The organism is Sediminicola luteus, from assembly GCF_002514735.1.
Classification (GTDB): Bacteria; Bacteroidota; Bacteroidia; order Flavobacteriales; family Flavobacteriaceae; genus HQA918.
Genome location: NZ_NBWU01000005.1, coordinates 386,577 through 400,373, shown reverse-complemented (window position 1 = coordinate 400,373; position 13,797 = coordinate 386,577). Strand labels below are relative to the sequence as shown.

General features: G+C 43.8%; 11 protein-coding genes. 5 read left to right on the top strand and 6 right to left on the bottom strand.

Going from position 1 to position 13,797, the window contains the following annotated elements:
* Positions 1-142 precede the first annotated feature (142 nt).
* A complete protein-coding gene (locus B7P33_RS16935) occupies positions 143-784 on the top strand; it encodes an O-methyltransferase (protein WP_097443405.1) in 642 nt (213 codons plus the stop codon).
* Here B7P33_RS16935 and B7P33_RS16930 read toward each other — a convergent pair.
* The 6 genes from B7P33_RS16930 to B7P33_RS16905 form a co-directional block, all read right to left on the bottom strand.
* Complete coding sequence (locus B7P33_RS16930) at positions 762-1,340, bottom strand: phosphatase PAP2 family protein (RefSeq protein WP_097443404.1); 579 nt, start codon at positions 1,338-1,340, stop codon at positions 762-764. The genes B7P33_RS16935 and B7P33_RS16930 overlap by 23 nt on opposite strands.
* Positions 1,341-1,342: 2 nt before the next feature.
* The gene (locus B7P33_RS16925; protein WP_245871820.1) at positions 1,343-1,612 is read right to left on the bottom strand and encodes a Sec-independent protein translocase subunit TatA/TatB; all 270 of its coding nucleotides are present in this window, start codon (positions 1,610-1,612) and stop codon (positions 1,343-1,345) included.
* 108 nt (positions 1,613-1,720) lie between these two features.
* The gene (locus B7P33_RS16920) at positions 1,721-4,024 is read right to left on the bottom strand and encodes a M1 family metallopeptidase (protein ID WP_097443402.1); all 2,304 of its coding nucleotides are present in this window, start codon (positions 4,022-4,024) and stop codon (positions 1,721-1,723) included.
* 60 nt (positions 4,025-4,084) lie between these two features.
* Positions 4,085-4,588, bottom strand: a complete 504-nt coding sequence (locus B7P33_RS16915; RefSeq protein ID WP_097443401.1) for a DUF6702 family protein — start codon at positions 4,586-4,588, stop codon at positions 4,085-4,087.
* A gap of 37 nt (positions 4,589-4,625) precedes the next feature.
* Positions 4,626-5,372: a carboxypeptidase-like regulatory domain-containing protein gene (locus B7P33_RS16910; RefSeq protein ID WP_097443400.1), complete on the bottom strand. Its 747-nt coding sequence runs from the start codon at positions 5,370-5,372 to the stop codon at positions 4,626-4,628.
* A gap of 22 nt (positions 5,373-5,394) precedes the next feature.
* Positions 5,395-6,138: a hypothetical protein gene (locus B7P33_RS16905; RefSeq protein ID WP_097443399.1), complete on the bottom strand. Its 744-nt coding sequence runs from the start codon at positions 6,136-6,138 to the stop codon at positions 5,395-5,397.
* Positions 6,139-6,346: 208 nt separating this feature from the next.
* On the opposite strand from B7P33_RS16905, the gene pepE reads away from it, so the two are divergent.
* The 4 genes from pepE (at position 6,347) to B7P33_RS16885 (ending at position 13,734) form a co-directional block, all read left to right on the top strand.
* The gene (gene pepE, locus B7P33_RS16900) at positions 6,347-7,042 is read left to right on the top strand and encodes a dipeptidase PepE (protein WP_097443398.1); all 696 of its coding nucleotides are present in this window, start codon (positions 6,347-6,349) and stop codon (positions 7,040-7,042) included.
* Positions 7,043-7,155: 113 nt separating this feature from the next.
* Positions 7,156-9,558 (top strand): hypothetical protein, encoded by a 2,403-nt coding sequence (locus B7P33_RS16895; RefSeq protein ID WP_097443397.1) that lies wholly within the window; start codon positions 7,156-7,158, stop codon positions 9,556-9,558.
* Positions 9,559-9,750: 192 nt separating this feature from the next.
* Positions 9,751-12,585 (top strand): beta strand repeat-containing protein, encoded by a 2,835-nt coding sequence (locus tag B7P33_RS16890; protein WP_097443396.1) that lies wholly within the window; start codon positions 9,751-9,753, stop codon positions 12,583-12,585.
* Positions 12,586-12,594: 9 nt separating this feature from the next.
* Complete coding sequence (locus B7P33_RS16885) at positions 12,595-13,734, top strand: gliding motility-associated C-terminal domain-containing protein (protein ID WP_097443395.1); 1,140 nt, start codon at positions 12,595-12,597, stop codon at positions 13,732-13,734.
* Positions 13,735-13,797 lie beyond the last annotated feature (63 nt).

Below are 13,797 nucleotides of genomic sequence, written 5' to 3'. Positions count from 1 at the left end.
GGGTGCCCCTTAAAAAAATACTGCGGCATAACCCAAAATACCAGCTTCTCGCTTCAAAATTGGAGATACTGATTAGTTACGGAAAATATAAAGCCCGCTCAATTGTTATTTTTGCAAGACAGAAGACCTAAAGCTGTTTCATATGCATTTTTTATCGCCAATACTGGAAGCCTATATTGCAGAGCATTCAGAAAACGAACCGGAATTACTCAGCGAACTTACCCGGGAAACCCATATGAAGGTGGTACAACCCCGAATGATAACCGGACATTTTCAAGGTAGGGTCTTGGCTTTGCTTTCTAAATTGATACGACCGAAACACATTTTGGAAATAGGCACCTATACCGGCTATTCCGCCCTCTGTTTAGCAGAAGGCCTACAAGAGGAGGGTGAGTTACACACCATTGATATTAATGAAGAACTTTACGATATGCAGCGCCGGTATTTTGACCGAAGTACCTATGGTAAACAAATACACCAACATATTGGCGAAGCCCAGCGTATTGTACCCGAATTAGACCTGACTTTTGACCTCGCCTTTATAGATGCCGAAAAGAAAAGTTATCTAGAATATTTTGAGGCGGTATTCCCAAAAATGAACAAAGGCGGTATTATTATGAGTGACAACGTACTCTGGACCGGCAAGGTAGTAGAGCCCGTGTCCCAAAAAGACAAGGCCACCCAGACCCTTTTGGAGTATAATCGCATGCTAAAGGAGCACCCTGGTCTGGAAACCGTATTACTACCCATACGCGACGGGCTTACTTTGAGTCGAGTACTTTAAAGGCCTTGAACAAATTAGACCGTGAGTATATCAGATAACATAAGCTTGCCGCCAAAACACCAAACAAGGCCCCGACTAAAATATCGGTCGGAAAATGTAGTCCTAGGTATAATCGACTATAACTAAAAATCATTGGCCAGATAAAAAAGGCCCCGATCCACACCATTTTTTTTCGCAACATCAAATACAAAAGGGTGGTGGCAGCAAAACTATTGGCCGCATGCCCAGAGAAAAAACTATAGCTAGACGACCCACGTATTACCCGTAATAAAGGTCGAATATCGGGATCATTCACCGGTCGTAAGCGTGCAAAAGTCAATTTTACCAAATCGGTACAGGTGGCCGTGAACAACATACAAAACGCAAGTACAAGTAAGAGTCCCACCAAAGATTTGGCACCCAGTTTCCTGTAGATTAGTATAAGTAATATTAGAAAAAGTGGGACCCAGTTAACGGCCACGGTGGCCCATTGCCAAAAGGCATCGTAGGTTTCGCCACCAGCCGTATTTAAAAAAACCAGCAGGTCGCGATCCCATTCCAGTACCCCATTGAGCATGGTTATTTTCTTTTGATTACCCCGGTTACCTCGTTCACATTATCTTTCACCTTATCGATCTCTTCTTGGATGTCTTTGGTAAAAGAAGTGTCAATTCCCTGTTTCTCGGCACTTTTATGGATTTCACGTTTGATATCGTCGGTAGCATCGCGAAGTTGGCGCATACCTTTTCCTAAACCCTTGGCTATATCGGGAATTTTATCGGCACCGAAAACCATGACCACGATAAACATGATAAAGAAAATCTCTGGTCCGCTAATAAATAAAGGCATAGTTACAAACATGCTACAAATATAGCGATTGCAGACTTTTATCGGCACCCAAAGAAAAAAAAAGCCCACTCGTTGCGGAGTGGGCTTAAAAAATTATGGGGTATTCGATTATCCTTTCACCTTGTCTTTAAACTGTTGGAAATCGGATTTGGTCTCGGCCTTTGGCCAAGAATTGTTTTCTGTATCGATATCGGCGGTCTCTGCTTTAGGATCCACAACGATATTGGTCAATTCACTCTGCGAAGACAACATTACCTTTACTTCGGCATCGTTTTTACGCCAAACTTCAGGAGGGTAAGTTATGCTTTTTGTAGTGCCGTCGGCATAGGTATACTCCACGATCAACGGCATAGGTATGCCGCCTGGTTTTTCAAAAGTAACCTCATAGAAGAACTTAGGCTCTTTTACTTGGGCGCGCTCTTCGGCACTCATATTGTCCATCATAAACTCATTCAAGTTCTGGGATACTTCTGAAGGCTTCTTACCAATCATATTCGGATCAACATCGGCACTTCCTTCTTCGGCCAAGTAAACCAGTGGTGGTAAATCGGCCTCGGTCATACCTCTGGCATCCATAATTTTCTTTAATTCGGCACCAGGCTTGTTGGAAACATAGAATTTCTTAACACCTTTCACACCTATATCCACATAATCGGTAGTATAGAACCAAGCTCTCCAGAACCAATCGAGATCTACGGCAGAAGCATCTTCCATGGTACGGAAGAAATCTTCGGGAGTAGGATGTTTAAACATCCATCGTTGGGCATAAGTCTTAAAGGCATGGTCGAACAATTCTGGCCCCATAACGGTCTCACGAAGAATGTTCAAGGCCGTAGCAGGCTTACCATAGGCGTTTGGCCCAAGCTGGTAAACGTTCTCTGGGTTTGACATAATCGGGGCCAAATAACTTTGGTCTCCGGCCATATAAGGTACGATCTTGGCTGGCTCACCCCTACGCGAAGGATATTTCTCTAGACCGGTAATAGATTCTGGGTAAGTTTTACCAAAATCCTGCTCGGTCAAATATTGCATAAAAGTATCTAATCCTTCATCCATCCAGCCCCATTGGCGCTCATCTGAATTTACGATCATGGGGAAGAAATTGTGACCTACTTCGTGAATGATAACCGATATCATACCGAATTTGGTACGATCGGAATACTCTCCTTTTTCATTAGGCCTACCATAGTTCCAGCAGATCATAGGATATTCCATACCTTGGTTTTTGGCATGTACCGAAATGGCCTTGTGGTATGGGTAATCGAAGGTATGTCTTGAATAGGTGATAAGACTTTGCACTACAGCTTTGGTAGAATACTCTTCCCACAATGGGTTACCCTCTTTCGGGTACATAGAAACGGCCATTATGGTACGCCCGCCCAATTTAACGGCCTGCATATCCCAAATAAACTTACGTGAAGTGGCGAAACCATAATCACGCACGTTTTGGGCCTTGAATTTCCAGGTTTTGGTCTTGGTGGCTTTGGTTTTCTCATTGGCCTCGGCCTCGGCTTGGTTTACGATAATAACCGGCTTGTCAAAAGACTTACGGGCCTGCTCGTAACGCTTCATCATTTCTTTGGAGAATACCTCTTTGCGGTTTTGAAGCTCACCGGTAGCATCGAGAATATGATCTTCGGGCACGGTAATATTTACCTCATAATCACCAAAAGGAAGGGCAAACTCGCCACTACCCCAGAATTGGTGGTTCTGCCAGCCCTCAACATCGCTATACACAGCCATACGAGGGAAGAACTGGGCAATTACATAAGCCCTGTTGTCGTCTTTGGCAAAGTACTCGTATCCAGAACGGGCACGGTTTACGGTATGATCGGGAATATTGTACCACCATTTGATAGAGAAGGAAATCTTCTCTTTGCTCTTCAATGGTTGCGGAATATTAATCCGCATCATGGTTTGGTTAATGGTATACGATAATGGTTTTCCATTGGCATCCTTTACGAACTCAATATTAAAACCACCGTCAAAAGGCTCTCCCATAAAATCGCCGGAAAAAGAACCAGGCTGATAATACGGACGCGCACCACTACCGTTACGCAAAGGCGATTTAGAATCTTTGGCCCTAACGTTTTGGTCTAACTGCACCCAAAGGAACTCTAGGTCGTCTGGGGAGTTGTTGGTATAGGTAATGGTTTCCTCACCGTGTAAACGTGCTTTTTCATCATCTAGTTTGATGTCCATTTTATAATCGGCACGTTGCTGATAATAAGCCGGGCCGGGAGCTCCGGAGGCCGTTCGATACATATTTGGTGTAGCGAACTCTTCATACAATTGTTTGAACTTACTTTGATTGGTGTGTCCGGGTTCCCTCTCTTTTTTTTCTTCCTGTGCGCTGGCAACCAAGGCGAACAGACAGAGTAATGCGGATAAACCGTTTCTGAACTTATTCATTTTTCAATTAATTTTAACCGTTGAAAAGTACTCCAATTTTAAAGAATGCGTTAAAAAGCGTTAAAAGTTTAACATTCCTTTATCATTACCTTTGATCAGGTTGAAACTTTTTTTCTTGCCTTTAGCCCTGATATGGACGATATTCTGTTGATCTTCGAATAGATCGGTCAGTACGGCATTCTCTACTCTGAAAGATTTCATTGTTTTTACACCAGCCTTTTCTATCTCCAAATAACAAACGGTCTGATCGTCTTGGTATTCGCGACCCAAATAAGTAAAAGACTTCTCTTGTCCGTCTATTTCTATGGCAAATTTGGCCCTGAGGTATTTTTCGAGATATTCTTCCGCAACCTTAGATTCATCTTTGGTATTTAAATAGGCATGTAGGCCATATCGGGTTTCCAAGACAGCATCTAAATCATCGGTAAACAGCCTAAGGGTAACCTGTACGGCATCGGAATCTTCGACGACATTAATACTGGTTACACTCAAGTAAAACTTATGTACTTGGGAAAACGACATAAGAATTACGGCCAGAAACCCTATACTTAGTAATTTTCTCATGGGATATTTTTAAATAGTAAATACAAATGTAATGCCATTATGGTTCTATCTTATTCAGGTTTTTGTAGCCTTTACTCTTGAGCACAACAAAATCCCAAATGCGGAGTGGGTCGGCCTCTTTGGCTATGGTTTTAAAAGACGGGTCGGTTTCACAATAATACACAAAATCGTCTAAGCGGTTTTTGGGTAGGCCCAATTCTTTTACATAAACGGAATCGGGAAAGGCATGGCGAACTTTTTCCCAAAGGGAATTGTTCTGTTCTAACCTGACCAAAGTTTTCAATCGTTTCTTTCGCCCCGAGACCGAGTTAATCCAATTCGTTGGCGATAAAAATCCGCCGCCAGCTTCATGTAACCTCCGTTCGCTTTGGGTAGGTACCCAGGCATTAGTGTTCGGAAGTCCCAGGGTTGAGGCCGAAACGGCCTCTCCTTGAAACACCTGTTCGGCATCGCGCCCTATATCACCACTAAGGTTATAAGGCAACAAAACCACTTCATCGAGCTGGGTTATTCCTGCCTCCATGCTAACCGTAATATGTCCTTGTTGCATAATCTCTGAAGTAACAACCACTTCTTTCCTTTTAAAGTGTACGGCAGAAAACATAAGGGTATCGGTGCGTTTGGCCCCAATGGCAAATTTACCTTCGGCATCGGTAGTGGTGGCCCGAAACGAACTGATGTTCAATACATGTACCGCCATTACCGACCCTTCTTCGGCAATTAGAGTACCTTCGATTTTATGTAGGGTGGCTTCCTCCTGGGCCGATGCAGGAAATACGAGCAATAAAACAAAAAGCCCCAGAATATTATTTATCGGAATCGGCCTGATCTAGATATTCCTTACTTTGGCTAACCAAAAATTCGATCAATTCAAACTCGTTATCCTTTTTTAACAAGGATTGTGGGGGTACTTTAGCATCGCAGTAAAAGAGAAAATCGTTGATCTTGTTTTGGGGAAGGCCCAAATCGACCACAAAAAACTCATCGTCGTACACCTGTCGCAGCACCTGGCTCATCTTTATATCTTTCTTTTCCCCTCCCTCTTTATTATTCGATTTAAAAATGGCCTTGAAGATATTTACGAAGTTGATACCGTCTTGCATACCGCCTTGGTCTACTTGAGAAAGGGCAATATTCTCGCTTTCCGAAATAATATCCGTATCATAGTTCTGCTCCTTAAAGGATTCGTTTTTAAGCTCGAGGAATTTCTTTTGGTTCTCGGGCCCAACGACCACCTCGTCCAATTCGGTCACTTTTTCCTTCACCTCTACTACCAATCGGTTATTGTCTAAGATATCTTGGGTTACCATAACCACTTTCAATTCATAATTTACCGCAGTAAACGCCAACTGATCGCCTAAAGCAACCGCAATGGCAAAACGCCCTTGTGCATTGGTAATGGTAGCCTCACCGGAAGTGGTGTTTATCACGTTCTCGTTTGCCACATTAGAATCGCGATACAAAACCTGTCCACGCAATAATCTACGGCCATCCTGTGAAAAAGCATAACAACTCACCAAAACTACGAACAGGGTTAAAAATTTTTTCATACAATTATTTTAAGGGAAAAACCCTACCTATTAAAGACAGCCCACTTTTTTACCGAACCGATCTATATACACATAAACCGTCCAATTTTAAGGAAAAATGTAAACAAAGCTGCTCCAAAATTATAAAGAAACGGGTTGTCTTTGGCATAAAAAAGAAGCATCCCATTAAACTTTTGTTAATTTGCAATTCTATTCAAAAGCCATCTTTATGACTAATATGCTGTTAGCCAGCACTTCAACTATGTTCGGGAGTGCTTTTTTGGAATACTTGCTACCCGAACTGGAAATTTTCTTCGAAAATGTGGACACCATAACCTTTGTTCCATACGCTCGACCCAGCGGAGCAAGTCATGACAGCTATACCCAAACAGCCCAAGAGGCTTTTAAAAAGATTGGTAAAAAAGTAGTTGGAATACACACTTACGATTCGGCCATTGAGGGCTTAGAAAAAGCTGAGGCCATTTTCGTAGGGGGTGGTAATAGTTTTGTGTTGCTCAATGCCATTTATGAAAACGGACTACTAGAGCCCTTGAGGGAAAGAATTAAGGCCGGAATTCCGTATTTAGGTTCAAGTGCCGGTATTAATTTGGTTGGTAAAAGTATTGCCACAACCAACGATATGCCTATAGTATACCCGCCATCGTTCTTGGCCTTGCATATGGTTCCTTTTAATTTCAATGCCCACTACCTAGACCCCGACCCCAAAAGTACCCATAAGGGGGAAACCCGGGAAACACGTATCCAAGAATTCCACACCTACAACGAAACCCCGGTATTAGGTTTGCGCGAAGGGAATTGGATTCGGGTTCAAGGGAACGATTATACACTTTGCGGACCGGGTACCGTTCGTCTTTTCAGAAAAGGAAAAGCCGCTGAAGAAACCGACCTAATCCCTTCTGAATAAAAACATTATAAGATTACCCTTAATCGATTTTCAGATCAATTTCATCTCCATTTTTTAAAGAGGGGGTTTATTTCCTTTATCTTTTTTAGGCTATCGAAACACTAGCATTAGCCATGAAGATAAAAGGCCTAACCATCTGTATTTTTGTGGGGTTCCTACATTGTACATGGGGCCAGATCAAGATTGGTGAAAACCCACAGCAATTGCATCCGGCCTCCGTTTTGGAGTTGGAAAGCACCGATAGGGCCCTAATTATCCCCCGCGTAGACCAAAGTCAAATGGAAGCCATAACCCCTTTGGCCGGGGCTTTGGTCTACAACACCACGGCAGGCGGAGTCTATTATTTTGAGGGTCGCAGCTGGATAAATTTAGGCTCCGACAATCAGCAATTAAGATTAAACCAAAATCTTTTAACCTTGGAAGATGGAGGCCAACCCATAGATATTTCCACTTTATTAACAAATACTGGAAACAATCAGAATCTGGGCCCGGCCGTGTTAACAAAGGAAACCCTCCAGCTTACGATTGAAAATGGCGAAGGTGTACGTATTGATCTCTCCGATTTTGCCTTAGATACCGACCTAAGTGGGTTCTTGACCGAAGAACTCGACGACGACCCTACCAATGAACTCGAACTCCCAGACGATTCTGCGGCCACCAATGGCGATGTCTTGACTACCGACGGCGACGGAAACTACAGTTGGGCCACACCCACTAGCGGGGGCGGAACCGACACCAATGATTTTGTATCCGCCGGAAATTTGAACGACCAAAATCTTATACTTACTGGAACCGGAACTGCTGGCGCTACCATAGACCTCTCTCCCTTCGCCTTGGATACCGACCTAACTGGATTTTTAATTGAAGAACTCGACGATGATCCTACCAACGAACTCGAACTCCCAGACGATTCTGCGGCCACCAATGGCGATGTGCTAGTAACCGATGGCGACGGAAACTACAGTTGGGCCACACCAACCAGCGGGGGCGAAACCGATACCAACGATTTTATATCTGCCGGAAATTTGAATGACCAAAATCTAATACTCACCGGAACCGGAACCGCAGGAGCTACCATAGACCTTTCCGCTTTCGCCTTGGATACCGACCTAACTGGATTTTTAATCGAAGAACTCGACGACGACCCTACCAATGAACTCGAACTCCCAGACGATTCTGCGGCCACCAATGGCGATGTCTTGATTACCGACGGTAACGGAAACTACAATTGGGCCACACCCACTAGCGGGGGCGGAACCGACACCAACGATTTCGTATCCGCCGGAAATTTGAACGGCCAAAACCTAGTACTCACCGGAACCGGAACTGCTGGTGCTACCATAGACCTCTCCCCTTTCGCCTTGGATACCGACCTAACCGGATTCTTGACCGAAGAACTGGACGATGATCCTACCAATGAGCTCGAACTCCCAGACGATTCCGCGGCCACCAATGGCGATGTCTTGATTACCGACGGTGACGGCAACTACAGTTGGACCACCCCAAACGCTGGTAGTACCGATACCAACGATTTTGTATCCGCCGGAAATTTGAATGGCCAAAATCTGGTTCTCACCGGAAGCGGAACTGCTGGCGCTTCCATAGACCTATCACCTTTTGCCCTAGATTCAGACTTAAGCGGATTCCTTACCATAGAAGTAGATGGGGATACCACGAACGAACTACAAAACGCCAATGAAGTACCCATTACCGATTCCGCCAACCATTTTACGGCCGAAAATGTAGAGACGGCCCTAGCCGAATTAGCAGCGAATACTGGTAATATGGCGTCAACCGATTTAGTATTGAACACCGCTCGGGAACATGACCTAGCAGGCAACAATCTAGTATTTTCTGGAGCAGGTAATGTTGGTATCGGAAATTTACCCGGGGCACCCCAAAACAAACTCGATGTAAGTGGACAAATACGTGCCAGAAACGGATTCGCATCAACGGGCGGTACAGCGAACAATCCTGGATATGGTTTTTACACCAATAACGATTCCAACACAGGAATGTTCAGGGCTGCGGCCGACCAAATTGGGCTCACTACCGGAGGAACCGAAGCCATACGAATCGACAATTCGCAAAACGTAGGAATCGGCACGGACAATCCTGCCGAGAAACTACATGTCGTCGGTAATATATTGGCTTCCGGAACCATTACCCCCGATTATGTTTTTGAAAAATATTTTACAGGCTATAGCGCTCTTAAACCTACCTATAAAATGCTCAATCTTTTCGAATTAGAGCAATACATCAAAAAACACCTTCACCTACCGGGAATGCCATCTGCAAAAAAAGTGGAACAACAAGGTGGCCTAAGAATCAATTTGGCTACAGAAAGAAACTTGGAGAAGATTGAAGAACTATACTTACATACCATAAGCCAACATAAAAAAATCATGGAGCTTCAAAAAAAGAACCAACGAAACGAACTAGAATTGAGAATCCTTAAATCGGAATTACAAGCCCTTAAAAGCTATGTCTTGACTATGGATACAAAAAACGAATAGGCACAAGAATGGAACGCATAAATAGTTACAATAGCACCTTTCCTTTGGTTAGTGACCCACTAGTTGTTTGTAAGGCATTTTATAACTTGTTCCCTTTTATCGGTATTACCATTCCACTTGTCCATCGTATTACATTTGACTATCTGACTTCCATATTTTTACCACCCTGACCTGACCTAAAAATGCTATGATATGAATGTAAAACCCCTTCTTTTTGGGTTATGCTTTGTGCTCTTCAATTTCAGCTGGGGCCAAATCAAGATTGGTGATAATCCACAAAACCTACATCCTGCTTCGGTATTGGAATTGGAAAGTTTGGATCGTGCCTTGGTTATTCCGCGTGTCACGGAAATACAAATGCAAGCCATACAGCCCCTGCATGGCGCCTTGGTTTACAATACCGACTCTCAATGTGTTCATTATTATAATGGCACCGCCTGGACCAGTCTTTGCTCAACCGTAGATGCCAACACGACCAATGTAAGTTTAACCATGGAAAACAATAGACTGATACTGACCGATAGCGACGACAATACCGTCGATATAGGTTTGGTCGATATCAATCCTGGTTTTACCTCTGACAGAAGTCTGGTCATAGAACACGATACGGCCAATAATAGTTACGATCTTAAAGTAGGTATTATCGGAAGCGAACATATCATAGACGGTAGTTTAAGCAGTGTAGACATTGGTAACGGATCTATTACCTCTGAAAAAATCAACGACCTGAACATTACCAACGAAAAGCTGTCGCAAGGCGCAGTTACCAACGAAAAAATAGCTAACACTACCATTACGCCAATAAAAATGGATCCTCAGGGGCTTCCGGAATCGGTTCTAATGACCAATACCAACGGTACTTCGGTAGAATGGGTAGCCCGCGATGTTTTGATCAGTGTAGAAACCGATGGCACTACCATAACGGGGAACGGTTCAGTAACAAATCCAATTCAATTGGCTACCTCCGTTAGTGGGCAGATAGCCAACAACAGTACCAATATTACGAATAATACTTCGGCTATCAACACCCATATTACCGACGATGGCGATATAAGTGCATCAAATGAGACCAACACCCAATTTGCGGTAAACGGTGGTAATCTGGAAATAACCGATAGCCAAGGCACCTTAGGTGTCGCCCTATCCGATATTGGCTCTGACGACCAACAAATTGAGACCTTCGGTTTCGATGCTGCTTCAAACACCCTTTCATTAGCGGTTGAAAATGACAATCAACCCGTACAAACCGTTGATTTAAGTAATTTTACGGGAGATGGATCAATAACTTCTACCGACCTAAATGTGACTGGAGGAGCGAACGCCACCTTGGAAAATGTGACGTTGAGTATTGCTAATGATGTGATAACAGCTACCAAGTTAAATCCCGATGTAGCCGGCACTGGACTTTCGCAAAATATAGGAAATGGCTCATTGGAAATTGCTATCGATGGGGTAGGACTAAATAACTTAGCCAACGGAAACACCAACGGCCAAGTGATGCAATGGGATGGTACCGATTGGGTTTTGGTAGACGATTCGACACTTGATATCACCGAAACTGACGGAACCATAGGAAACGAGGTTACCAATGCCACTGCTGGTGGTGCCCTGACCAGAAACGGAATGGGTACGAATGCCGACCCGTACACTTTAGATATCAGTACTGACGGAGTGGATAGAACTAGGATAAACGCCAATGTGGCCGGAACTGGCTTAACACAAAATGCCAATGGCTCCATAGAAATCGATTTGGACGGTGTCGCCCTAACAAACATTGTCAATGGAACCGCAGTTGGTCAAATCATGCAATGGAATGGTACCGATTGGGTTTTGGTTGACGATTCGACACTTGATATCACCGAAACTGACGGAACCATAGGAAACGAGGTTACCAATGCCACCGCTGGTGGTGCCCTGACCAGAAACGGAATGGGTACAAATGCCGACCCGTACACTTTAGATATCAGCACTGACGGAGTGGATAGAACTAGGATAAACGCCAATGTGGCCGGAACTGGCTTAACACAAAATGCCGACGGCTCCTTAGAAATCGATTTGGACGGTGTCGCCCTAACAAACATTGCCAATGGAACCGCAGTAGGTCAAATCATGCAATGGAATGGTACCGATTGGGTTTTGGTAGACGATTCGACACTTGATATCACCGAGACTGACGGAACCATAGGAAACGAGGTTACCAATGCCACTGCTGGTGGTGCCCTGACCAGAAACGGAATGGGTACGAATGCCGACCCTTACACATTGGATATCAGCACTGACGGAGTGGATAGAACTAGGATAAACGCCAATGTGGCCGGAACTGGCTTAACACAAAATGCCGACGGCTCCATAGAAATCGATTTGGACGGTGTTGCCCTAACAAACATTGCCAATGGAACCGCAGTAGGACAAATCATGCAATGGAATGGTACCGATTGGGTTTTGGTAGACGATTCGACACTTGATATCACCGAAACCGATGGAACCATAGGAAACGAGGTTACCAATGCCACCGCTGGTGGTGCTCTGACCAGAAACGGAATGGGTACAAATGTCGACCCTTACACATTGGATATCAACACTGATGGAGTGGATAGAACTAGGATAAATGCCGATGTAGCCGGAAACGGATTGATCCAAAATGCTACAACTGGAGCTTTAGAGCTAGATGAATCCCTTGGCACTAAGAACATTAACAGCACAGGCACCCTTCAAATAGGGGCAACTACTATAAATAGTTCATTTACCCTACCTATAAGACCTGTAAACTCCGATATTGTTGTCGGCAACAATGATTATACCCTTATCTTAAATCCAGGAGTTTCCCAAGTCACATTACCACCTGCAAATGCAAGTATCGGGCGTGTAATTAACTTAAAAAACTTAACAGGCGGAAATGTAAATGTAATCCATCCAAGTACACTTAATATTTTCATCTCAAGTTCTGGAGCAAATATTACGTTAATTCAAATCAACTCAACCGTTACATTGCAAAGCGACGGTACCAACTGGCAACAAATCAACTAAAGCAAAAACATGAGGATTTTATTCGGTTTACTTTTCGTTTTTCAACTTCAGGCCCAAACCGCCCTATATGTAAACGGTAATATGCGTATTCATGACGAGGGTAAGCTGGGAGTACATACCGATTGGATTAACGATAGCCCTATGGACCAAAACCTAGGTTTGGCCGGGTTTTATGGTAATCGACATCTACAGCTACAAGGTCAGGTAATGCCCGTTGTGTACGATTTGGAAGTGATGAACCCCGCCCATGTATCGCTTTATAACTCTTTAGGCGTTTCGAACAATCTAAATTTAATAGAAGGCAGCATACGAACCGACCGTAGCGATGAGAACGTAAGTCTTCAATTTAATCCGGAGGCCTTTCACACCGGTTCGGGTAACGATACCCACATTAATGGCTACGCTTCTGTTATTGGACAATTGAACTTTGAATTCCCTTTGGGTGCCAACGGTACCTATATGCCCTTAACCGCCATTTCAAATACTAGGGCAATGACCGCACAAGCAATCTACCGCCCCGAAAACCCGAACTCGCCCATAAATGGGGGCTTAAGTTTTCCGACTACCCAAAGACATTTTACTATTGACAACGTAAGTGAAATAGAATTTTGGCAATTAGATGCAACCACTTTAACCGCAGTAACCTTACCCTGGCTAACACATAGCCTTATTGACCAAATCGTTGAAGATTTGGACAAACTTACCGTTGTTGGTTTTAGTAAGGCAACCGGATTATGGGTAGATTTAGGTAAAACCAATGTAGGCGGAGACCTTCGAACAGGAACCATAACATCTGATTATTTTATACCTGACGAATACAGTGCCATTGCCTTAGGCAGTTTAGGTGATATCAGTAGACTTACCAAATTAGATGATTATTTTATGAGTCCGAACGGAGACGGAATCAACGATGCCCTAACTATTCCGGAAACGGAAGACTCACCGAATAATAAACTTACCATCTACAATAGGTATATGGTAAAAGTGTTCGAACAAGAGAACTATACCGATGAGTTTAAGGGAATAGCCAATAATGAATCCCTATTGCCGGAAAAAGGGAAATTACTACCCTCCGACGTATATTTTTACCTGCTTACCCTTCACGATGTCGATCGCGAATATCAAGGGTATCTTTATCTCTCGAACTAGTTCAAAGCAGCTATTTGAAAAACACTATTTTCAGGAAACACCCAACCTAGGGAAAACCCTAAT